The sequence below is a fragment of the Streptomyces asoensis genome, assembly GCF_013085465.1.
GTDB lineage: Bacteria > Actinomycetota > Actinomycetes > Streptomycetales > Streptomycetaceae > Streptomyces > Streptomyces cacaoi_A.
On sequence record NZ_CP049838.1, the window covers coordinates 1,539,076 to 1,561,998 of the forward strand.

Consider the following 22,923-nt stretch of genomic DNA (forward strand, 5'->3'; position numbering starts at 1 on the left):
GAACTTCCCGTATTCACCCCAGGAAGCTCAACCGCACCTGCCGGTCGGCATTGTCCTTGTTGGCGTCCACCAAACTCCGTAAGGACAACCCCAGGCTAACCAAAGTGCGAAGGCTCACCCATCGTCGGTTCCGTGGTCATCCCGTCTCGCGACAACCGCGGCGCTTGCAGCGCCAGTGAGGTGCGCAGCAAGTCGACCGCAGTTGATCCGTCGCGCTGACAGCCAGACATCCTTTCCGGACACCGATCAGGAGTCGTGGCGCTTGGCTACCATAACCGTCGTCCCCACGAGCGCCCCACCCACCGGCGTCTCGGCCCACTGGGCAAGCAGCAGCGGCTTCTCGTCCACAGACTTCAGCAAGTGCGCAATGCCGTCGGCGTCCGGTGCAGCGGGAAGAGCACAACTGATCACGGTGTTGCCCGTCGCGCTGCTGTGTTCTCCGTATTCTTCGTCGGGATCGTCCGGCTCCCAACGCCCGATCTCGATCTCCCAGGAGCCGTTGTCATTGTCGGGTTCCGGCGCTTGGACCGTCATGTAGAAACCGTCAGAGTCGTACGGCTCCGCAAAGATCTCGCGGCTGGGGTCATCCAGTGTGGCCCACATACCGGTGCACCGGGAGTGTGCTGTGACCAGCACCCGGAGGTCGGCGACAGCCTTCTCCCGCTCCTCCGTGGTGAACCCTGCCTCACGGCGATCGAGCTGTTCGCGCGTCTCGTCGCTCAGCGTGTCCATTCCGTCGTCATACTTCACGAAGGGATGGCCGAACTCCCAGTGGCGCTCGTTCTCCGTCTCAGGTCCCGAGGAAGTTCCCGAGAAATCGTCGATGGCGGCACGCAACTCGCTTTGTACTACCTCTAGTTCGGAGTGGACCGCCCGGCTGACCGTGTCGGGCACAGTCCCCAAGGCATTTTCCAGATCGGCCAGCGCCTGGTGAAGCCGCAGACAGACGTACTCGTACCACAGACTGTGGGCGCCGCTGAGAAGATCGGCACGGGCAGCAGCGTCCGTCAACGCCGCAAGGTGCTTGCGCGGGTAGTAGTCCACACGCCGTTCCCGGCGGTCGTGAACGCTGACCGGGACGGTGGCGAAGGCGGAGATCCGATTGAGAGCGTCGACGATCGGAGCCGCAAGGCGAGAGTCGCCAAGGCTCGTCACAGTCTTGGATGCGACACCGTCCGGACCCTGGTAGGTCGCCAGGATCTGAGTCTTCCCACGGTTGGCGTGCTGAGAGTAGATGGTCAAGGGAACACCTTTCGCCCGTCCGGCAGACGACAGCCGGACAGGATGGGTGCGTAGGGATGGAAGTAGGTGGTGGCGAGGGCGCTTTCCGACGCTCCGTACCTCAAGATGACCGGCGGTGGCCCAGGTACTGTCCCAGGCTCCTTGCCTGCCCGCAGGTTAGACGGATGGTCGGCGCGCCACAAGCGGATTCACGTCTCTGCCCGGGCAGGGAGGATGGATGGCGTCCGCAATGACTTCGCTTGACGAACCGAACGCGTCCCATTGACTGCAAGTGGCGAAGAGCACCATCGGAGATCGTCCGAGTAGCGACAACGACCGCGATCGACAACTCAATCCGGCCGGTCACGCCATCCTCCAGGACGGCCAGGACATCCAGCGAGGTTGTATCGATCTGCGCCACCTCGCCGGGGGAAGCTGCGGACGCGTCCGCAAGACGATCGAGGTTCACGCTGCCCAGTTGGAGACAAGGCACTGTCCTGTTGAAGTCGTGCGTCCTTAGGATCACGCCATGACTGCCGATGCCCCGCTCCCCCGAGAGTCGTTCCGGCGCCTCCAGCCGATGAGCGCGCCCAGGGCGGTTCCACAGTTGCCCCACCGCATCTGGACTGATGAGACTGGGACCGGATCCGGCCCGCGATCGTCCTTGGTGAGCCGACCGCCGACCTACGGGCCGGACTCGTGGAGCTGACTGCTCGGGCTTCAGGGAAGAGCAATCTTCCTTCGGGTGTGGTGGAACACAGTGCTCTGGGATTGCGTTCTGGATCGTGAGTATCGACCTGACACCACTTCACCAGGCAGGACAGAATGGCGGCATGCAGGTATGGAAGAAGGCCGTGCTCGTCTGCGCTGCGGTGTTTTCGGGTGTCATGGCCATTGCCCTGGTGGCGGTGGCGATTGGGGGTGACCTCGAGACAGCGGATCGTGCAGCAAGCGTGATCGGTTCGGTAGTCGGACTGGCCGGCCTGGTTCTCTCGCTGTGGGCATTGCCGGCCAGCCGGAGCGAGGGCGGGGCCCAGGCGTCAGGTGCCGGCGCAGTGGTGGCCGCAAGGAGCATTGGGCGGGCGGTAACCGGAGATCGGAACCGACTGTCAGGGCCTCCAAGTCCCGTTCCGTCATCGGCAGCCAGCACTGCATCGCCCGCTCCGATCCGGGCTGACGGCGATAGGTCAGTCGCGGCCGGTGAGTCGATTGGTGACGCCATCACGGGCGAGGGGAATATGTTGTGACGCCCCCACTTTGGCGTCGCAAAAGCCACCGTGAGTACCCGACAGCGACGGCCTCCGGAGAGCGTTCGGCAGCCGCGGGCGGCAGCCTAGGTTTTGCCAACACGGGTGACCACAATGTGATTCAGGTCGGACAGGTGGTGACGTACGGGGCAGTGCCTGTGGCGCGCTCGGCCTACTGGGAGCAGGTACGCCGGATCGCCCCGGAGACCTTGATGGAACGCGAACGCGAACTGGAGGAACTCACCCGGTTCTGCACGGCCGAGGATGCGCCCTCCTACGGATGGTGGCGGGCCGAGGCCTGGGCGGGGAAGACCGCCCTGCTGGCGTGGTTCGCTCTGCACCCGCCACAGGACGTACGGGTGGTGCCGTTCTTCATCACCGCACGGCTTGGTGCACACAACGACCGGCTGGCGTATGTCGATGTTGTTCTGGAGCAGCTGGCCGAACTCATCGGCGAAGCACTTCCGGCGCATCTGACCGGACCGACGAGAGAAGCGCACCTGCTACGTCTGTACGGCGAAGCGGCACGCACCTGTGCGCAACGCGGACAGCGCTTGGTTCTGCTGGTGGACGGACTGGACGAGGACCGGACGTGGACCACGAGCCCCGATGCGCACAGCATCGCCAGTCTGCTGCCTGACCGTCTGGAGGCGGGCATGCGGGTGATAGTCGCAGGCCGTCCCCATCCGCCGATCCCCAGCGACGTGCCTGCCCACCACCCGCTGCGCCAGACCGGCATCGCACGGCGGATGGACATCTCGCGGCATGCCCAGATCATTCGCGAAGAAGCCGAGCGAGAACTGAAAGTGCTGCTGGCCGACAACGGCCTTCAGCACGACTTGCTCGGGCTGGTCACGGCCGCAGGCGGTGGCTTGACGGCATCGGATCTGGCCGAGCTAAGCGGCGTCACCCCGTATCTGATCAAAGACACCATGCGGAGCCACGCGGGGCGGACCTTCGCAGTGCGCGAGGGGCATGCTGCGGAAGTTCATCTGCTAGCCCACGAGGAGTTGCAGGACCATGCCACAGAGATGCTGGGCAAGACCGCACTGAGCCGATACCAGCGCATGCTGCACGCGTGGGCGGCTGCGTATGCAGCCCGGCGCTGGCCAGCCGAAACCCCCGAGTATCTGTTGCGCGGATACTTCCATATGCTCAGGGCGGATGGGGACCTCAAGCGGATCATCGCATGCGCGCTGGACGCAGTGCGGCACGACCGCATGCTCGACGTCACCTTCGGTGACGCCGTCGCCTCGGACGAAATCCGGATTGCGGAGGAGCTGATCATCGACGCCGGAGTGCCCGACCTGCTGGACATGGTCCGCCTGGCCATCCGTCGTGATGAACTCGATGCCCGTAATGACCGAGTCAAAAGCACCCTGCCCTGGGCGTGGGCCGCACTCGGCCACGTCCACCGGGCAGAGGCCCTGGCCCGGAGCATCCCGATCCCGGACGAGCGGGCTCTGGCTCTGGTCCGCGTTGCCGAGGAACTCGTCAAACGGGCTGAGATCGAACAGGCCGTCCCCTTGTTGGAAGAAGCCGAAGTCGTCCTCAGCATGGCCGAAGGGGTATGGGAACAGACCGCACCCGCCCTCGCAGGGGCAGTCGCCGCCTGGACACGCATGGGCAGGCTGGAGCGCGCCGAGCGCCTGGTGTCGACCGTAGGAGACATGTGGGACAGGAGGTGGCTGCTACCTGAGCTGGTCGAGGCGTGGGTCCACGCCGAAGCCTTTCACCGGGCCGAAGCGCTAGCTCTGGGCGACACAGACCCGGCGGTGAGGACGTTGAGCACGGCGTCCTTGCTCGCCGCCCATGCCGAAACCGGGCACGTCGACGACGCACGGGCACGGGCGCGTGCCGCGGAACCGGCACACGCCGCTCTTGCCCTCGCCCGGGTCGCCACGGTCCTGCACAGATCGGGGCAACGGGACGCGGCCGAGGTTCTCTGGGTGGAGGCCGAGCAAAGCCTGTCTGCCTCCGGAGCACCTGCAGAAGTGATCGGCCTGCTGGCAAAAGAAGGTGGGTTCGACCGCGCCCGCAACGCCGCCACGCTCCTCACCAACACCGAAGACCGTGACGCTGCCGCGTACCAACTCGTCACCGCGCAAGCCACGGCCGGAGAACACGAAGGCGCCGAAGCGCTTGCGCAAACCATCAAAAACTCCGACATCCGATCGTCGGCACTGCTGGCAGTCGTCGAGGAACTCGCAAGCTCGGAGGCTTTCGAGCATGGCCAGCGGGTCGCCGATAGCATCACCGAGGAGTACCAGCAGCAACTGGCCTACGCCGCCATCGTCGGCGGCCTGGCGGTCGTAGGGGCCTTCGACCAAGCAGAGATATACGCCCGCAGTCATGATCATGCCGATGTGCACCCCCCGATGTGCGAGGTCGTCGAGGCACTCGCGGCAGCTGGCAAGTTCGCTAGGGCTGAGGAGCTTGCACGCACCGTCAGGTACAACCTGGGACCCTCTGCCCTCGCCCGTGGCGCAGTTGCTGCGGCGTCCGATGGTCACATGCTTCGAGCGGTGGAGTGCCTGTCCAGTGTGGAAGCTGAACTCCGGAGCCCGCAGCCCCCAGGATTCATGGACCTGACAGAGACGGCTCAGATTATGGCGGACGCTGGGCAGGCCGAGGCCGCGATGGCATTGATTGAAGACGCCGAACCCCTCCTGTCTCACTTGGAACCAGTTGGTTCTCCGGTCTTCGAGTCCCATAGGCGAGACATCCTGGTGTCAGCGATGGCGGATGTCCTGGCAGACGTGGGCGACATTGACCGCGCGGAGGCGTTGCTGCGCCAGACCGGTGGGGGCCACGGTGTGGTGCGGACATGGCAGGCCATTCTCAGGCGACTGATCCGCGACGGCGAGTTCGATCGGGCCGAGGCTCTGGTGAACTCGGTTGACGACGAGATCGATGACGTGCTGCGGGCCGATGCCGCCGTCGAACTGGCACGGGCGAGTGCGTTCGACAGGGCAGTGGTTTTGGCTGTCAAGGTGCGCCGACCGGACCCGCGTCTCCATGTGTGGGTAGGGCTGGCGGCGGCGCTCGCGTCTGCAGGCGACACACAGGGAGCGCGGTCCGCTCTTGCAGAAGCCGAGGCCGTCCGGACAGACAGTCCCATGCCGCTAGTGGTGGGCGGCAACCTCTTCAAGGCGTATGCAATGGTGGGAGAGGACGAGAAGGCCGACCAGGTACTTGAGGGCGTAGCAGCCCACGCGGATCGGGCGCCAGCCTTCTGCGGCGGCCTGGTAAAAGCCCTGGTGGAGCTGGAGCAGTACGACCGGGCCGCAGACTTCGTCCGAGACATCACTTCGCGGGGAGACCATGAGTTTTTGCAGGTCGACCTTGTCAAGGCGCTCGTCGCGGCGCACGAATACAGCAGAGCGGAAGAGGCGGCCCGCAACATCCCGGCCGCGGGTAGCAACGGAGTACGGTCCGCAGTCAGCCTCGCTCCCGTTGCCGGTCCTTCCCGTGGTCGTGTCCTGGCCGCTCGAGCCCTGCAAAGCGGGGCTTTGCACGAGGCACTGCCCGCAGTGCTGCAACTCGATCCCAAAGCTGCGGCTCTCGTCGTCGAGTCTCTCCGCTCCCGTAAAGCAAGCTCTCCCGCCGCAGCCGTCACCGGCGACGGAGCCACGGCAGGTTAACGGCCAGCTCAGCTTCTGCACAGCTGCCGCCCAGCCATCGAAGAGTCCATCGGCTACCCGTCTGACGTCGCGGCCGAGGCGTGGTTCTGTCCGAACCCGGCCGTACTTTCGCAGCCACTGGACCGGCCGACCAGCCAATGGAGGTCCAGCACCTTGAGATCCCCGATCGACGCGCCCTAGGGACCTCTTGCCCGCAGACATCCTGACCAACAGGCTGCCAAGCAACATCTTCTGCCGGCGTTGCCGCGGTTGGCGCGGCCGGACATCGCCCTACAGTCGTGCTCCACCCGGTTCCGCCACACACCCGGCCGATTGCTGCGGCCGCCCGGTCCGCCAGGACCATGCCTACGCCTACGCCTACGCCGCCAAGAAGGCCGGCATCGACGTGACGGTGGAAGCACCACCTGGGAGGTCATCGAGCCGCGGATGAAGAACGACGCGGTCCTCGCCGGCTTCGGCAGCACCGGCGACCACTGGCAGGGCTGACCACGCAGCTGGAACTGCACGAGCACGGCTCGCGAGCGGCCCGTGGTGGAACATCGAGGACCGGCACCGAAGAAGTGACCACCGCCTCCCTGCCCTGGGGTGCGATGGCCCGGCTGGCGGGACGGCGGACCCTGTTCGCCGTCCCCGTCCTCCTCGTCGTCGCCTTCGGTGTATTCGCCATCGCCGCCGCCTCCCCCTTCGATCCCGTCAAGGCGTACGCCGGCACGGGCGCACTCGGCGCCGACCAGGAAACGCTGGACCGGCTCCGGGACAACCTCGGAGTGGACCAGTCCGTCGCCGTGCGATGGCGGCAGGGGCTGACCGCCGCGCTCTCCGGCGACCTCGGCCAGCCCAGCGTCATGCGGCAGCCGGTGGCCCAGGTCATCGGCGAACGCCTCGTGTGCTCCTCCCTGTTGTGCGCCGTCGCGTTTATCGTCGCCGTGCTGGTCGGCACGCCGCTCGGGGTGCTCGCGCCCGCCGCCCGCCGCCCCGGATCGTGGTTCGACCGGACCGTCACCTCGCTCTCCTACTCCCTCTACTCCCTCTACTGCCTCGAAGTGGCACCCGTGTTCTGGATCGCGCTGCTCGTCGTGCGGCGAGGCCGGTTCGAGCGGATTGGGGAGTGAGGGGCGCGCGTAGGGCTATGCAGCTCCGGATCGGTCGGGCGACGCATTCCACCTCCCCGCTTCGCCCGGACCCCGCGGAACTCAGGAACTTCCCGCGATCTGGAGGCCCGGCGATGATCTGGATTCTTCTCCTTCTGCTGATCCTGGTGGTGTTCGGGTTCGGCTTCACCATGCAGGCCCCTTGGTGGGTCGCCGCCGTACTCCTGGTCGTCTGGATCGTCGGCTTCGCGATGCGCGGGCACGGCGGTGGCGGGCACGGCGGTGGCGGCCGCCGGTACGGCCGCAGTCGCAGGTAGTCCGCACCAGGCGTGCCCCCCTTGGGAGTTGCGGCCTGTATGGCCATCACGCACGAGAGCCCATCCAGCGAATGAGCAGAGGACAGCCATGAGCCGAGAGCCAGAGAAGGCCGCCCTGCTACGCGCGGTCCCGTAACGGTGGGGGGCTTCCCACGACTGTTCGCGGAGAGCCCCCGCAGTGTCACCGCTGTCGGCAGCCGCTCAGCGCAGGCGGTCCTTGGCCTTGTAGTAGGCGCCGCCGAACGGCAGGAACCAGGGGGTGCCGTTGTAGAAGGGGACGGGGACCTTGGGGAAGCCGAGGCCGCGCAGGGGGTTGGCCTCCGGCCTGCCGTCCATCATCTCGGCGACGGCGCGGCCCATGTAGGTGGCCATCTGGACGCCGTGGCCGCAGTAGCCCATGGAGTAGTACAGGCCGTTGACCTCGCCCGCGTGCGGGAGGCGGTCCCAGGAGAAGCCGACCATGCCGCCCCACACGTAGTCGACGCGGACGCCCGCCAGTTGCGGGAAGATCTCCGTCATCTCCTGCTTCAGGATGTCGCCGCTCTTGACGTCGGAGGCGGGGTTGGAGGGGGCGAAGCGGGCCCGGCCGCCGAAGGCGAGACGGTTGTCGGGGGTGAGGCGGAGGTAGTGGCCGACGTTCTTGGAGTCGACCACCAGGCGGGCGTTGGGGATCAGTTCCTTGGCGCGCGCCTCACCGAGCGGCTCGGTGACGATGATGAAGCTGCCGACGTTGATCAGCCGCTTGCGGAACCAGGGCAGCGCCTTGTCGGTGTAGGCGTCCGTGGCGGCCATGACCTGCTTGGCGCGGATCGTGCCGTGCAGGGTCTCCACGAGGAAACCGCCGCCGGAGAGGCGGGTGAGCCCGGTGGCCGCGTTGCGTTCGTGGATCTCCGCGCCGGCGCGTTCGGCGGCTTCCGCGAGGCCGTGGACGTACTTGCCCACGTGCAGGGCCGCGCTCAGCGGATCGAGCAGGGCGCCGTGGTAGTAGTCCGAGCCCAGCTCCGACTTCAGCTCGCTCCGTGTGAGGAGCTGGGTCTTGTGGTCGAAGTTCTCGGCCAGGTCGCGCTGGGTGGCCTTCATCGACTCGAAGTGCTGGGGCTTGAAGGCGACCCCGAGGCGGCCGGAGCGGTGGAAGTCGCAGTCGATCTTCTCGGCGTGGGTGAGCTCCTCGACGACGTCGACCGCCTCGCGGAAGGCGTCGTACAGCTCGCGGGCGCGCTCCTGGCCGAAGCGCTTACGGGCCTCGCCGACACCGATGGTGATGCCCTGGGTGCACATGCTGCCGTTGCGCCCGGAGGCGCCGGAGCCGACCTTGTCCTTCTCGACGAGGACGACCCGGGCGCCCTTGCGGGCGGCGTGGTAGGCGGTGGACAGGCCGGTGAGGCCGCCGCCGATGACCACCACGTCCGCCTCGTCGGGCAGGTCCTTGCCGGACCGGTCGGGCAGGGCGGGGGCTGTGTCGAGCCAGTAGGGGATCTGCTTCATGGCGTGCGTCCTCTGTGTTCTCTGTCCTGTGTCGCCGTGTAGCCGTGATGTCAGCAGCCGAGCAGCTTGGGCAGGCCCGACAGGTCGGTCAGCTCGTCGTAGGGCTGGTAGTCGGCGCTGCCGGGGCGGCCGTAGCGGTTGATCCACACGCGGCGCTTCAGACCGAGGTCGCGGGTGGGGATGTGGTCGTACTCCCAGCCCTGGGCGGTGTGGATGACCTGGGACGGCTCGACGCCCATGGTCTTGAAGGCGTGCTCGAAGGTCTGCCGGTCCGGCTTGTACGCCCCGGCCTGCTCAGCCGTGATGACGTAGTCGAACTCGACGCCGATGTTCTCGACGTTGCGCGCGATCAGGTTGTCGTCGCTGTTGGTGATGATGGCGATCTCGTACTTGCTCTTCAGTGCGCGCAGGGCGTCCGGGACCTCCGGGAAGGGGCCGAAGGTGGGGACGGCCTCGACGAGGGCGTCGCCGTCGGAGGTGCGGTATTCCAGGCCGTGGAGGCGCATGGCCATCCGAAGGCTGGAGTGCAGGATCTCGTGGTAGGGGCGGTATGCCTCCAGGACGGCCTGGAAGCGCATGACGCGGAAGTCGTCGAGGAACTCGTCGACGTCCAGGTTGTCCAGGTCCAGCCGGTCGGAGAGGACCTTGAGGGTGGTCGGGCCGAGCTGGAAGTCGACCAGGGTGCCGTAGGCGTCGAAGGTGACGATCTGTCGCATGGTGTTCAACCTCGGTTTCCGGTTCTTACAGGGAGAGGGGGAGGGTCAGACGATCCGCTCGCCGGGGGTGACGATCGCGTCGAGTGCGGCCAGGTCGGCCGCGTCGGGGAGCCAGTCGGCAGCCGCCGCGTTGGCGGTGACCTGTTCGGGGGTCATCGCGCCGCAGATGACCGAGCCGACGGCGGGCAGGGCGGCAAGTCCGCCCACCGCGACCTGGAGGAGGGTCAGGCCACGCTCGGTGGCGTACGACGTGAGCGCCTCGACCCGGTCGAGGGCCGCGTCGGTCAGCCAGCCCTGCCGCCAGGACAGGCGGCTGCCGGGCGGGGGCTGTTCGCCGCGCCGGTACTTGCCGCTGAGCAGGCCGTTGGCCAGCGGGTAGTAGGGCAGCAGGCCGACGCCGGCGCTCAGGCAGGCGGGGATCAGGTCGTTCTCCGCGCCGCGGTCGAGCAGGTGGTAGCGGGCCTGGGTGCTGACGAAGGCCTCGGACAGGTCCTCGGCCGGAAGGTTGGAGCAGCCGATGTGACCGATCTTGCCCTCGTCGACCAGTTCCCGCAGGGCGGCCACGGTCTCGTCGAGCGGGGTGACGCCGTCCGGCTCGTGGTACTGGTACAGGTCGACACGGTCGGTGCCCAGGCGGCGCAACGACGCCTCCACGGCGTGGCGGATGTAGCCGCGGGCGCCTCGCGGGCCGTACAGATCGGCTTCCCGGCTCATCTCCATGCCGAACTTGGTGGCGAGGACGACCTCGTCGCGGTGGCCCTTGAGGGCGGCTCCGAGGAGGCGTTCACCGTCACCGCGCACTCCGCCCCGGTCACCGAACCCGCCGTACGTGTCGGCTGTGTCGAACAGGGTGATCCCGGCGTCGATGGCCGCGTGGACGACGGCCTTCGTGCCCTCCTCGTCGAGACGGGAACCGAAGTTGTTGCCACCGACGCCCACCACCGAGACGGCCGGCCCGCGTTCACCGAGCGTGCGGTACCTCATGACCGGCTCCCGAATCCGATGCAGACGTTCTTGGTCTGCGTGTAGCTCGCCAGCGCCTCCAGGCCCTTCTCTCGGCCCCAGCCGCTGTGTTTGTAGCCGCCGAAGGGCAGCTCGACGCCGGTGCCGACGCCGGTGGCGTTGACGTAGACCTGGCCGGCCCGGACGCCCTCGGCCAGGCGCATCGCCTTGTCGATGTCGCGGGTCCAGACGTACGAGGCGAGGCCGTACGGACTGTCGTTGGCGATCTCCAGTGCCTGGTCCGCGTGGTCGAAGTCGATGACGGTGATGACGGGGCCGAAGATTTCCTCGCGGGCGCAACGGGCGTCGTTCGTCAGGCCGGTCAGGACGGTCGGCTCCACGTAGTAGCCATCCGCCAGCTCCGGGTCGGAGGGTGCGCCGCCGCCCACGCGGACCGTCGCGCCTTCCTGCCGTGCCAGATCCAGGTAGCCCAGGACCCGGTCGCGTTGCCGGGCGGCGACCAGCGGGCCGATGTCCGGATCCGTCAGGCCGGGGCCGACGCGCAAGGTGGCGATCTTCTCGACCAGCCGGTCCAGGAACTCCTCGGCGCCACGCTGGAGGAGCAGCCTCGTCCCCGCCGAGCACATCTGTCCGGCGTTGCTGAACGACGCGCCCAGGATCGCCTTCAGCGCCAGGTCGAAGTCGGCGTCGGCGAAGACGACGATCGGCGACTTGCCGCCCAACTCTGTGACTGCCGGCACCACGTTGGCGGCGGCCGCCTGGGCGACCTTGATGCCGGTGGGCACGGAACCGGTGAAGGTGATCTGGTCGATGGCCGGGTGCCCGGCGAGGGCCGCCCCGGTCTCGCCGTCGCCGGGGACGACGTTGAGGACGCCCGGTGGGAGACCGCACTCGAGCGCGATCCGTCCGATCTCCAGCGGGGTGATGGGCGCCTCGGGGGAGGGCTTGAGCACCACCGTGCAGCCCGCGGCCAGGGCGGGGGCGGAGCCCCTCGCGGTGTTCTGGAGCGGGTAGTTGAAGGGGATGATCTGCCCGGAGACGCCGATCGGCTCGCGAACGGTGTAGTCGATCAGACCGGGGCCGAGGGGAATCGTCGTGCCGCCGAGCTTGTCGGCGACGCCCGCGTAGAACTCGAAGTAGCGGGCGGCGGCCTCGACATCGGCCTTGGCCTGGCCGAGCGGCTTGCCGACGTCCTGGCTCTCCAGACGGGCCAGGCGTTCGCCCTGGTAACGGATCGCCTCGGCGATCCGGTACAGGATCCTGCCCCGGTCGGCGGCGCGCATCCGCGCCCACTCGGGGGCTGTGAGGGCTGTCCTCGCGGCGCCCACCGCCTGGTCGACGTCCGCCGGGCCGGCGAGCGCCACTTGGGCGATGGCCGTGCCGTCCGAGGGGTCGAGAACGGTGAAGGTGCGGCCGTCGGCGGCGGGGACCTGTTTGCCGTCGACGAGGAGCAACCGCGTGTCGCTGCTCATGGCTGGATCTCTCCCTGCACCTCGCCGAAGATGACGACCTCGTCGCCCGGGCGGACCGTGCGGATCCGGCGCACCCACAGGACGATGCCGTCCTGCGGGGCACGGACCTCCTCCAGCGTGTTGCCGTAGTGGTCGACGATGTGGGCGATCAGGTCGCCTTCCTTGCAGGCCTCCCCCGGCTCGGCGTGGCCGAGGAAGAAGCCGCCGGCGGCGGAGCGGGCGAAGGTGCCCGAGGTGGTCGTGTACGTGTCCCGCAGCTCCGACTCGCCGTCGATCATCTTCAGCTGCCGCATGATGTTGCGGATCGAGTGGATGTGCAGCTCGACGTTGGCCTCGCGGTAGGTGCCGCCGCCGGCCTCGATGGTGATCGCGGGCTTGCCCGCCGCGAGGGTGGGGTGGCGGACCGTGCCACCCCACTTGCCGCCCTTCCAGACCAGCTCGTGCCCGGCCGCGAGGGCGAGGTCCGTGGCCAGCTCCTCGTAGCCGCCCTGGAGGATGACGAGCGGGGCGATCTCGCCGAAGGTGCCGCCGGTGTGCAGGTCGACCAGGGCGTCGATGGCCGGGACGACCTGCTCGACGAAGGTGGCCGCCAGACGCAGCGAGTACGAGCCGTCCGCGTCACCCGGGAAGATGCGGTTGAGGTTCAGGTGGTCCAGGCCGCTGGTGCGGGCCGCCGCCTCGAAGGCCGGGGTGTTCATGCAGGGGATGCCGACGAGGGTGCCGCGCAGGGTGGCCGGGTCGGTCTCGGCGAGGACGCGGCGGATGGCCTCCTGGCCGTCGTACTCGTCGCCGTGCACACCCGCGTCCACGCACAGCACGGGGCCGTCGTGGGCACCGTTGACGACGATCAGCGGTATGCCGAGCTCCACGCCGTAGCTGCTGGTACCGACCGGGATGAGGCCCTGGGCGTGCTCGCCGGGGGCGACGGTCAGCGGACCGATGGAGTACATGAGGGTGGTTCCTTTCGAATGCGGGGCGGGTGCGCGTGTCACAGGCGGGCGGACGCCTCGGCGAGGGTCTCCGCGAGGATGTCGGCGATACGGTCGAGGAGGTGCCGGTCGCTGATCAGCGGGGGCGCGATCTGCACCAGCGGGGCGGAACGGTTGTAGACGCGGGCCAGAAGGCCTGCCTCGCGCAGACGACGCGGGATGAGGTCGACGATCAGATCGGCGCGGGCCCTGTCGCTGAAGCCGCCACCGTCGAGGTCGCCGACGAGTTCACAGGCGTAGAAGAAGCCGGCGCCCCGGACGTCGCCGACGATTCTCAGGTCCCCGAGGGAGGCCATGCGCGTCGCGAGGTGGTCCTGGAGACCACGGACGTTCTCCAGTATCCGGTCCCGCTCCATGATCTCCAGGCTGCGCAGGGCGATGGCCGCGCTCAGCGGGTGCCCGGCGAAGGTGTAGCCGTGGTTGAGGACCGCGCCCGGCTGATTGATGACCTCAACAACGCCATTGCTCACCAGAGTTGCCCCCATGGGCGCGTATCCGGCGGTGATGCCCTTGGCGACGGTGACGATGTCGGGGCGGGCGCCGTAGCGGTCGCCGCCGAACCACTCCCCCAGTCGTCCGAAGGCGGTGATCACCTCGTCGGCGACGAGGAGGAAGCCGTACCGGTCGGCCAGGGCCCGGAGGCCCGGCCAGTAGCCCTGGGGCGGGGTGATGCAGCCGCCCCGGTTCTGCACCGGCTCGGCGATCAGCATCGCGATGCTCTCCGGGCCCTCGGCCAGGATCGCGGCCTCCAGCTCGGCGAGCAGTCGGGTCGCGTACACGTCGTCGTCGATGTACTCGGGAGCGAGGCCGAACCGGTTGGTGTTGGACACGAACCGGGTCTCGATCGCTCCCGGCCCGTAGGGGTCACGCAGGCCGGGGTCGTCGGTCAGGGAGAGAGCCCCGATGGTCAGCCCGTGGTAGGCGCCACGACGGGAGATCGCCTTCACCCGGCCCGGTTCCCCGCGCAGGGCGTGGTAGCGGCGGGCGATCTTCCAGGCGGTCTCCACCGCCTCCGCACCGCCGCCGGAGAAGAAGGTGTGCTCGACGTCGACGGGGGCGATCCACGAGAGCCGCTCGGCGAGTTCGATCGCGGTGGGGTGCGCGGAGGAGGACCAGAGCGGGCTGAAGCACAGCTCGCGCAGCTGCTTGTCCGCCGCCTCCGCGAACTCGGGGGCGTAGGAGTAGCCGAGCTGGCAGCAGTACAGGCCGGACAGGCCGTCGATGTAGCGCTTGCCGTCGGCGTCGTCGACGTACGGGCCTTCGCCGCGCTGTACGACGAAGAGGTTCTCTCCGCCGGGGCCGAGCGAGCCGTTCGGGGTCATGTTCAGGAGCAGGTGTCTGGCCGCGGTGGCGGACAGTTCGCCGGCCGGGGTGCTGGTGCTGGTTGTGGTGGTCATGATGCGGTCTCACTTCCGACAGGGAGGCCCAGTCCCGGTTCTGTGGGCAGCAGGCCGTCCTGCTTGCCGGAGCCGCTGAGCTTGCGGACCACGCCGACCAGCGCGAGAGCCACGACGGCGACGGCGATGAGGATCGCGCTGACGGCGGTCACCGACGGGTCGACGTTGTACTGGAGGACGTTGAACACCTGCACGGGCAGGGTCACGGTGTCCACGGAGGACAGGAACTGCGAGATGAAGAACTCGTCGAAGCTGGTGATGAAGGAGAAGATGCCGGCGGCGACGAGTCCGGGCATGGCCAGCGGGAGGGTGACCCGCCGCCATACGGTCAGTCGGCCGGCGCCCATGCTGGCGGCCGCGTCCTCCAGGCGTTCGTCGATGCCCTTCAGGGTGGCCATGAGGATCATCACGGCGATCGGTGAGGCGAGCACGGTGTGGCCGAGGGCGATGGCGACCGGGCTGCCGAGCATCGCGGCCGGCTCGAAGAGCAGGAACAGGCCGAGGGCGACGACGACTTGGGGGATCACCAGCGGGGCGAGGACCAGGCCGTAGACCGCCGACCGCAGGGGCAGTTCGCTGCGGACGAGGGCGGTGGCCGCGGTCAGACCCAGGATCAGCGAGAAGACCGTGGTCATGGCCGCCACCAGGGCGCTCAGCGACAGCGCGGCGGGCCACTTGCTGCCGTCGGCGAACAGTTGCTCGTACCAGCCGAGGGTCCACGCCTCCGGTGGGAAGGAGCCGAAGGCGTCCTTGCCGAAGGAGGTGACGACGATGACGACGATCGGGAGAGCCAGGAACAGGAGGATCAGCGTGGACAGGACGGCCAGGGTGATGCGTCCGGCCAGGGTGGAACGGAGCTCGATCATGACGCCGTACCCCGATTCCGGAGGGCCTCGCCCGCCGACTGGAGCAGCTTGAGCAGCAGCAGTCCGGCGAAGGTGAGGAGCAGCAGGATGATGCCGAGCGCGGAGGCGCCGTTCCACTGGTTCTGCTTCATGACCTGCTCGTCGATGAGCGAGGCGACCATGGTCTGCTTCTCGCCGCCCATGAGGGCGGGGGTGAGGTAGTAGCCGAGGCAGAGAATGAAGGACAGGATGCCCGCGTTGACCAGGCCGGGGGCCACCAGAGGCAGGTAGACCCGGCGGAAGATGGTGATCCGGCCCGCGCCCATGCCGGCCGCAGCAGCGAGCAGCCGCCGGTCGATGCCCTTCATCACCGCGTACAGCAACAGCACGGTGTACGGCAGCATCACGGCGGTGGTGCCGATGACGACGCCGATCTCGTTGTAGAGCAGCTGGAAGGGCGCGCCCGGGAAGTGGATGTCCGTCAGGACGTTGTTCACCACGCCGTTGTCACCGAGCAGGATGATCCAGCCGTAGGTGCGCACCAGCGCGCTGATGAAGTGCGGGACGACCACCACCAGCATCGCCAGGCCCGCCCACAGGGGCTTGAGCCGGGAGATGGCGGAGGCCAGGACGAAGCCGATGACCAGGGCGAGCAGGGAGGTCTCGGCGGAGATCCGCAGCGTGGTGAGCAGGATCTCCAGGTTGGCGCCCTGGAAGGCGTCGGTGTACCAGTGGAAGGTGAAGCCGCCGCCCTCGCCCTTCAGGCTCAACATCAGGGTGCTGAAGATCGGATAGACGAAGAGGATCAGGAGGTAGACGACGACAGGGGTGGCGTTGAGCAGTCCGAAGCGGGTGCGCCGATCGGACAGCGCGCGGCCCAGGCGGCTCTTCCCCGGGGCGGGTGTGGGCGCCGCTGCGGGTGCCGGGTTGGGTGCCAGTACGGATCCGGCCATCGTCATCCCCCGTGTTCCGCGTCGGGGAAGACGCCGACGTTGGCGGGGTCCGCGGTGAGGTCGACGCGTGCGCCGAGGGCGGGGGCACGGCCGGCGGGCAGTTCCAGCCGGACGAGTTCGGTAGCCGCGCCTCCCAGGGGGCGGACGGTGACGCGTACGAGGGTGCCGACGTAGGTGACCGTCTCGACGGTCCCCGTACAGAACCCGTCGCCCTGCGGGCACAGGGCGAACCGGCCGGGCTGGACCGCCGCGCGCACCCGTGCGCCGTCCGGGACGGCCTGCGGGCGGGCCTTGAGCAGGCCGCCGGTGTCGAGCCGTACGAGCGTGTGGTCCGCCGTCTGCCCTTCCAGACGACCCGGAAGGAAGTTGGCGGCGCCGAGGAAGTCGGCGACGAACGGGGTGCGGGGGCGCTCGAAGAGCTCCTGCGGGGTGTCGAACTGGTCGATCCGCCCGTCCCGCATGACCGCGATGCGGTCGGAGAGGACGAGGGCCTCTTCCTGGTCGTGCGTCACGTAGATGACGGTCAGGCCGAGTTCCTGCTGGATGCGCTTGATCTCGGTCTGGAGCTGGTCGCGCAGTTTCTTGTCGAGGGCGCCGAGCGGCTCGTCCATGAGGATGACCGGCGGGCGGTAGACCAGGGCCCGGCAGAGCGCGACACGCTGCTGCTGACCGCCGGACAGCTCGCGGGGGCGACGGCGGGCCATGGCGGACAGTCCCGCCATCTCCAGCGTCTCGCCGACCCGGCGGCGCTGTTCCGCCTTGGACACACCCCGCAGTTGCAGCGGGAAGGCGACGTTCTCCCAGACCGTCATGTGCGGGAACAGCAGGTACTGCTGGAAGACGAAGCCCAGGCCGCGCTTCTGCGGGGCGAGGCGGGTCACGTCGTTGCCGCCGACGACGATGCTGCCGGAGTCGGGCTCGCAGAACCCGGCGATCATCATCAGGGTGGTGGTCTTGCCGGAGCCGGATGACCCCAGGAAGGTGACGAACTCGCCGGCCGCGATCTCCATGGAGACCTCGTCGACGGCCGTCACTCCCCCGTACGTCTTCCGAAGCCGTGTCACGGACAGGGGCTTGCCGGAACCGGTCAGGCCGGCCGTGGAGGCCAGGGACAGCTCGGGCATCACGTCGGTCTCAGGCATGCGTCCACTCCTGCCAGCGCTTGGACACGGCGTCCTGGTTCTTGATCCACCACTCGACGTCGAGGTCGAAGCCGGACTCCAGGTGCTCGGGCGAGCTGGCCAGGTTGGCGGCCGTGGTGGTGGAGAGCTTCTTGTAGGCCGCGGGCACCGACGGGGCCATCGGGTAGATCTCGGCGTAGGCGGCCTGCACCTCGGGCCGCAGCGCGAAGTCGATGAGCTGATAGGCGGCGTCGAGGTTGGCGGCGCCCTTGGGGATGCCCAGGGCGTTGCTCTGCCGACGGGCGCCGTTCCACTGGTAGGCGAGCGGGGCGCCGCCCTTGATCAGGGCGTCCAGACGGCCGTGCCACACACTGGAGGCGTCGACCTCCTTGCGGCCCAGCAGCACGCCGGGCAGGGCACCGGTGTCCCAGAACTTGCGGACGTGGGGCTTGATCTCGCTGAGGACCTTGAAGGCGCGGTCCACATCGAGCGGGTAGAGCTTGTCCAGCGCCACGCCGTCGGCGAGGAGGGCGAACTCCAGCTCGGGCAGGTCCGCGTCCAGAGCTTGCAGGGCTCGGTTGCCGGAGAAGGTCTTGGTGTCCCAGAAGTCGGCCCAGGAGGAAGGTTTCTTCCCCCCAAAAGCGTCCGTTCGGTACGCCATCACGCTGGCCCAGTAGTTCTTGCCGACCGCGTTGGAGGTCACCAGGGTCTGGGCGATGCCGGAGTCCTTGAAGTTCTTCAGCCGGTCGTGGTCGAGGTCCTCGGTGGCGTCCTGCTGCTTGAAGAGCACGAAGTCGGCCATCGAGTCGTCGATCACGTCGAACTGGGGGCGGCCCTGCTTGATCTGGGCGAGCATCTGGGCGTACTCGATGTTCACCACCTTGACCTGGATGCCGGTCTCCTTGGTGAACGGCTCATAGATCGCCTGCTGGTTGGCGTCGCCGTAGGAGCCGCCACTGTTGCGGACGACGAGGGTCTTGGAGCTCTTGCCGCCGCTGCCGACGGACCGGCTGGTGCCGGTGCCACAGGCGCTGAGCGATGTGGCGGTGGCGATGCCTGCGGCGACGCCGCCGACTCCGCGCAGAAACCCTCTGCGGTCTATCCGGACGTCTCTCACCGGGTGCCTCCTGGTGGTGCGGTACGTGACGAGGGGAGCGTGGGGGTGCGTGCTGGTGGGGTCTCGTTCTGGTCGTGCGGGGAGGGGACTTGCTGGGGGGGTGGGGTCAGTGGTCGCCGGAGTCCCGGGGAGCCGGGGCGGCGATGGCGGCCAGTTCGGCGCCGGGGGCTACGGTCAGGCCGCGCATGCCGTAGAAGATCCGGCCGGTGGCCGGGGCGTGGACCTTGTGCTCCTGGCCGTCGGCCGGATCGACGACGTGGCCGATGACCTGGCCCTCCGTCACGTCGTCGGCGGCGCTGAACTCCGGGTACCAGAGGCCGGTGGTCTCGGCGGTGACGCCTGCGGCCCAGACCCACTCCCGGACGGCCGGCGCCGGGTCCTGGGCCTGGGTGTCGAGGACACCGAGGCGGCTCAGCACCCCGTACAGGCCGCCGACGAGGCGGCGGGCGGTCTCCGCGTCGCGTTCGCCGAGTTGGCCGGTCTCCACGAGGATCGCCGGGACGCCCCGGCGGGCGGCGGCCGCGTGACTGTTTCCGCCGTCGGCGTTCAGGCCGAAGATGACGTCCTCGATACCGAGGGCGCCGGCCATGTCGGCCGTCTTCGCGTCCAGAGCGGGGTCTCCGGTGAGGCGGTAGCCGACGAAGTCCGTGAGGACCTCGTCGATGCCGCCGGAGTGCAGGTCTACATAGGCGTCGGCGCCGTCGAGGAGGTTCGCGAACAGCCAGGCCGCGAGCCGTTCGGTGGGGCCGCCGTCGGGGTCACCCGGGAAGACGCGGTTGATGTTGACACCGTCGACCGGGGAGACACCGAGCCGACCCTGGTACACGGCCGGTGGGTTGGCGACCGGGCAGACGACGACCTGGCCGTGCACCTCGCCGGGCTCCAGCATCGCCGCGAGCCGGGTGACGGCGTCGACGCCGGTGAACTCGCCGCCGTGCACGCCCGCGGTGATGACGACGCGGGGGCCGGGGTGGGCGCCGTTGACCAGGGTCAGCGGGATGTCCACGGTGAGGGCGCCGAGGTCGGCGGGGACGGTGCCGCGGGTCTTGGTCCCGGGCTCGGCGCGCAGGACGCCGACATCGAGGGTGCTGGTCATGGCCGTCACGCCTTTGCTCGGTCGAGGGTGGTGATGAAGTCGACGGGCTGCGGCGAGGCGCCGTCCAACGCCAGGTCGGCCGCGATGTCGCCGAAAGCGGGCGAGAGCTTGAAGCCGTGGCCGGAGAACCCGGCGAGCAGGACGACGTTCTCCGCGCCCGGCAGCGGCCCGACCAGCGGACGGCTGCTCTCGGTGTAGCCCTCCATGTAGACGGAGATCCGGGTCGGATCGGGGTTCAGGTCCGGCATGTGACGCCCGATCAGCTCCGTGAAGATCTCCAGCTCCTCCGGGGCCACCTCCCGGTCGAGCCGGTTCGGGTCGCCGACCGGGCGGTGCAGGGCGCGGGAGAGGCCGAGCTTGACGGAGACGCCGTCCGGAGAGGGAAGGCCGTAGCAGTGGGTGGGCGCCGTGCGGATGAAGGCGGGGCGCTCCTCGCCGAACCAGGCGTCGGTGGTGGGCACGTACCAGGCGCTGATGAGGCGGCGGATGTCCACCTCCCAGGGCAGTTCGGGGAGCAGGTCGTTGACCCAGGGGCCGACGGTGACGACGGCGGTGTCGAAGTGCTCGCTGCCGGCGTCGGTGCGGATCTCGACACCGTTCGCGACGGGCACGATGTCGCGAACGGTGGTGTAGCGGTGGATGCGGGCGCCCAGCTCCTCGGCGCGGCGGGCGGCGGTCTGGATCGTCAGCTCCGGGCGGATGAAGCCGGCGCGGCGGTCGAGCACGGCCGCGTCGCCGTCCTCGATGCGGAACTGCGGGAAACGCTTGGCCAGCAGCTCGACGTCGAGGACCTCGTGGTCCAGGCCGTGCTCCGCGATCGACTCCAGGACCGTGGCCATCTGGTGGTGCCCGGTCGGCCCCATCAGCAGGCAGCCGGTCAGGCGGCGCAGCTCACGGCCGGTCTCCTGCTGGAGCCGCTCCCAGAGGGCGTCGGCGTGCTGGAGCAGCGGCACGTAGCGGGAGTCCTCGAAGTGGGCGCTGCGGAAGATGCGGGTCTCTCCGCCGGCGGCGCTGCGGTCGTGGCCCGGGGCGAAGCGGTCGTAGCCGACCACCTCGGCTCCACGGGCCGCCAGCCGCCAGGCGGCCTGGCTGCCCATCGTTCCGACGCCGACGACGGCGACGCGCTTCCTGGCAGCTGACACAGGACTTTCCTTTCGTATCACCGGGGCGCATGCTGGGCCCCGACGCGAGGCTGGCCGATTCGAGGCGATTTGGGCGGGGGCCTGATCCTTGGGGGATCCACTGCTCGCATCCGTCCGGGGCTCGGAGTTCCGGCTCACTTCTTCGGGTTCTTCCGTCGAGCCGTGCCACATTGTGGAACGCTGTGCTAGAATCTGGCACAGACAATGGCAGTGGCTCGAAGTGGAGTCAAGAGGGTGTCCATCGGAAGTTCCGAGGATTAACAGGGGGAAATCGGATGGAAATGAAGAGCGTCACCAGATCGCTGCGCATCCTGGAGGCGGTCGCACAGCATCAGCCGGTAACGGTCGGGGAGCTGACGAAGCTCTTCGGGCTGCCCAAGTCGACCGTGCAGCGCACTCTGGTCACGCTGGCCGAGGCCGGCTGGCTGCGGGCCAACCGCAGGGACACCACCCGCTGGGAGATCGGCGCACGCGTCCTGGCGGTACGACCCGCCGCCCTCCAGGGGTCCAGCCTGTTCGCCGCCGCCCGCGATCCCATGGTGCGACTGAGGGACAAGGTGAACGAGACCATCCACCTGTCCGTGCCGGACGCCCTCCAGTGCATGGTCGTCGTGGACCGCGTCGACTGCGACCACCCCGTACGGACCTTCCACACCATCGGGGACACCTCACCCCTGCACGCCACCGCCACCGGGCGTGCCGTTCTCGCCCACCTGCCGAAGCGGGACGTCGAGGAGCTCATTTCGCAAGGCCTGGAGCGCTTCAGCGAGACGACACCTGCCGACCCCGAGGAACTGCGTGTCGAACTGCACCGGATCCGCACCGACGGTTACGCGGTCAACCGCAACCAGTACCGGCCGGGCGTCTGCGCCATCGCCGCACCCGTCCTCGACGAGGACGGCACGCCGCTGGCCACGGTGGCCATCTCCATGCCGGATTCACGGTACGACGGCGACGAGCTGCCCGGGTGGGGCCGCCTCGTCGCCGAGACGGCCGCGGAGATCACGGGGCGCCGCCTGAGCACCTGAGTGCGCGGCGGCAGCCCGCATCAGCCCCGCATCGCCAAGGGTCGATTCCCCCACACGGGAGTCGACCCTTGGCGCATTTCACAGCAGGCCCGGCACTGCGCCTGCCAGGTAGTGCCTAGTGCCGGGCGCCGGAGTGCGTGCCATATTGTGGAACGCCATGCTAGAATCCGGCACGATCATGCCCTGCGGCTCCGAGAGCGAGTCAAGAGGTGAGCACGACGAATCCGCAGAACTGAGGGCCCCTGATGGAGATGAAGAGCGTGACCAGGTCGCTGCGTGTCCTGGAGGCCGTGGCGCAGCATCAGCCGGTGACCGTGGGCGAACTGACGAAGCTCTTCGGGCTGCCCAAGTCGACCGTGCAGCGGACCCTGGTGACGCTCAACGAGGCGGGCTGGCTGCGGGCCAACCGCAGGGACACCACCCGCTGGGAGATCGGCGCACGGGTGCTGGCGGTACGGCCTGCCGCCCTTCAGGGGTCCAGCCTGTTCGCCGCCGCCCGCGAGCCGATGGTCCGGCTCCGCGACGCGCTGAACGAGACCATCCACCTGTGCGTGCCGGACGCCCTCCAGTGCATGGTCGTCGTGGACCGAGTCGACTGCGACCACCCCGTACGGACCTTCCACGCCATCGGCGACACCTCGCCCCTGCACGCCACCGCCACCGGACACGCGGTGCTCGCTCACCTGCCGAAGTACGAAGTCGACGAGTTCGCGGCGGGCACACTCGAGGGCTACGGCGAGGAGACCATCACCGACCCCGTGGAACTCCGCGCGGAGCTCCGGCGCGTCAGAGACCGCGGATACGCCGTCAACCACAACCAGTACCGCCCGGGTGTCTGCGCCATCGCGGCCGCCGTCCTGGACGGTGACGGCGTGCCGCTGGCCGCCGTGGCCGTCTCCCTGCCCGATTCACGCTTCGACCCCGACCGGCTCGCCGAGCTGGGGCGCCTGGTGACCGACACCGCGGCGGAGATCACCGCCCGCCACCTGGGCTGAGGGCGGCCGCCGACCGAACGACGGCCCTTTCTCTCCGCCGACGAGCGACAGCACGCCACGGCGAAGGCAGGCCGCCACCCCGTG

At 68.8% G+C, this 22,923-nt stretch carries 18 protein-coding genes and 2 pseudogenes; 7 read left to right on the top strand and 13 right to left on the bottom strand.

Annotated features, from left to right (window positions below; all coding sequences use genetic code 11):
• Window positions 1-246: 246 nt before the first annotated feature.
• A complete protein-coding gene (locus G9272_RS06835) occupies window positions 247-1,242 on the bottom strand; it encodes a hypothetical protein (protein WP_171395692.1) in 996 nt (331 codons plus the stop codon).
• Between the two features lie 764 nt (window positions 1,243-2,006).
• On the opposite strand from G9272_RS06835, the gene G9272_RS06840 reads away from it, so the two are divergent.
• The 5 genes and pseudogenes from G9272_RS06840 (at window position 2,007) to G9272_RS06855 (ending at window position 7,520) form a co-directional block, all read left to right on the top strand.
• Window positions 2,007-2,468, top strand: coding sequence for a hypothetical protein (locus tag G9272_RS06840; protein ID WP_253267743.1), 462 nt, complete (start codon window positions 2,007-2,009; stop codon window positions 2,466-2,468).
• Window positions 2,469-2,584: 116 nt separating this feature from the next.
• A complete protein-coding gene (locus tag G9272_RS06845; protein ID WP_171395693.1) occupies window positions 2,585-6,112 on the top strand; it encodes a hypothetical protein in 3,528 nt (1,175 codons plus the stop codon).
• A 319-nt stretch (window positions 6,113-6,431) separates the two neighbouring features.
• Window positions 6,432-6,583, top strand: a pseudogene (locus tag G9272_RS45175) (ABC transporter substrate-binding protein); the annotation flags it as partial.
• Window positions 6,584-6,702: 119 nt separating this feature from the next.
• A pseudogene (locus G9272_RS06850) lies at window positions 6,703-7,191 on the top strand (ABC transporter permease); the annotation flags it as partial.
• A gap of 146 nt (window positions 7,192-7,337) precedes the next feature.
• Window positions 7,338-7,520, top strand: coding sequence for a hydrophobic protein (locus tag G9272_RS06855; RefSeq protein WP_171395694.1), 183 nt, complete (start codon window positions 7,338-7,340; stop codon window positions 7,518-7,520).
• A gap of 201 nt (window positions 7,521-7,721) precedes the next feature.
• Here the strand turns inward: G9272_RS06855 and G9272_RS06860 are convergent, their stop codons facing one another.
• From G9272_RS06860 to solA, 12 genes are all read right to left on the bottom strand, one after another.
• The gene (locus G9272_RS06860) at window positions 7,722-9,005 is read right to left on the bottom strand and encodes an NAD(P)/FAD-dependent oxidoreductase (protein ID WP_171395695.1); all 1,284 of its coding nucleotides are present in this window, start codon (window positions 9,003-9,005) and stop codon (window positions 7,722-7,724) included.
• 50 nt (window positions 9,006-9,055) lie between these two features.
• Entirely contained in the window at window positions 9,056-9,721 is a 666-nt protein-coding gene (locus tag G9272_RS06865) for a haloacid dehalogenase type II (RefSeq protein ID WP_171395696.1), read from the bottom strand.
• Between the two features lie 45 nt (window positions 9,722-9,766).
• The gene (locus G9272_RS06870; protein WP_171395697.1) at window positions 9,767-10,705 is read right to left on the bottom strand and encodes an aldo/keto reductase; all 939 of its coding nucleotides are present in this window, start codon (window positions 10,703-10,705) and stop codon (window positions 9,767-9,769) included.
• Window positions 10,702-12,156 carry an aldehyde dehydrogenase family protein gene (locus G9272_RS06875; protein ID WP_171395698.1) on the bottom strand — a complete coding sequence of 485 codons (1,455 nt, stop codon included), beginning with the start codon at window positions 12,154-12,156 and terminating at the stop codon, window positions 10,702-10,704. Before G9272_RS06875 ends, G9272_RS06870 begins: the two co-directional genes overlap by 4 nt.
• A complete protein-coding gene (locus G9272_RS06880; protein WP_171395699.1) occupies window positions 12,153-13,106 on the bottom strand; it encodes a succinylglutamate desuccinylase/aspartoacylase family protein in 954 nt (317 codons plus the stop codon). Before G9272_RS06880 ends, G9272_RS06875 begins: the two co-directional genes overlap by 4 nt.
• A gap of 38 nt (window positions 13,107-13,144) precedes the next feature.
• Window positions 13,145-14,542, bottom strand: coding sequence for an aminotransferase class III-fold pyridoxal phosphate-dependent enzyme (locus G9272_RS06885; protein WP_171395700.1), 1,398 nt, complete (start codon window positions 14,540-14,542; stop codon window positions 13,145-13,147).
• Window positions 14,539-15,408, bottom strand: a complete 870-nt coding sequence (locus G9272_RS06890) for an ABC transporter permease (protein ID WP_171395701.1) — start codon at window positions 15,406-15,408, stop codon at window positions 14,539-14,541. Before G9272_RS06890 ends, G9272_RS06885 begins: the two co-directional genes overlap by 4 nt.
• Window positions 15,405-16,340 (bottom strand): ABC transporter permease, encoded by a 936-nt coding sequence (locus G9272_RS06895; protein ID WP_253267744.1) that lies wholly within the window; start codon window positions 16,338-16,340, stop codon window positions 15,405-15,407. Before G9272_RS06895 ends, G9272_RS06890 begins: the two co-directional genes overlap by 4 nt.
• 2 nt (window positions 16,341-16,342) lie before the next feature.
• Window positions 16,343-17,482, bottom strand: a complete 1,140-nt coding sequence (locus tag G9272_RS06900) for an ABC transporter ATP-binding protein (RefSeq protein WP_171395703.1) — start codon at window positions 17,480-17,482, stop codon at window positions 16,343-16,345.
• On the bottom strand, window positions 17,475-18,578 hold the full coding sequence (locus G9272_RS06905; protein ID WP_171395704.1) for an ABC transporter substrate-binding protein: 1,104 nt from the start codon (window positions 18,576-18,578) through the stop codon (window positions 17,475-17,477). The genes G9272_RS06900 and G9272_RS06905 overlap by 8 nt, the downstream gene beginning before the upstream one ends.
• 106 nt (window positions 18,579-18,684) lie before the next feature.
• Window positions 18,685-19,674, bottom strand: coding sequence for a succinylglutamate desuccinylase/aspartoacylase family protein (locus tag G9272_RS06910; RefSeq protein ID WP_253267745.1), 990 nt, complete (start codon window positions 19,672-19,674; stop codon window positions 18,685-18,687).
• Between the two features lie 5 nt (window positions 19,675-19,679).
• A complete protein-coding gene (gene solA, locus G9272_RS06915) occupies window positions 19,680-20,816 on the bottom strand; it encodes an N-methyl-L-tryptophan oxidase (protein WP_171395706.1) in 1,137 nt (378 codons plus the stop codon).
• A gap of 281 nt (window positions 20,817-21,097) precedes the next feature.
• Between solA and G9272_RS06920 the strand changes: the two genes are divergently transcribed.
• Window positions 21,098-21,844, top strand: coding sequence for an IclR family transcriptional regulator (locus tag G9272_RS06920; protein WP_171401888.1), 747 nt, complete (start codon window positions 21,098-21,100; stop codon window positions 21,842-21,844).
• Between the two features lie 251 nt (window positions 21,845-22,095).
• Window positions 22,096-22,839, top strand: coding sequence for an IclR family transcriptional regulator (locus G9272_RS06925; RefSeq protein WP_171401889.1), 744 nt, complete (start codon window positions 22,096-22,098; stop codon window positions 22,837-22,839).
• Window positions 22,840-22,923 lie beyond the last annotated feature (84 nt).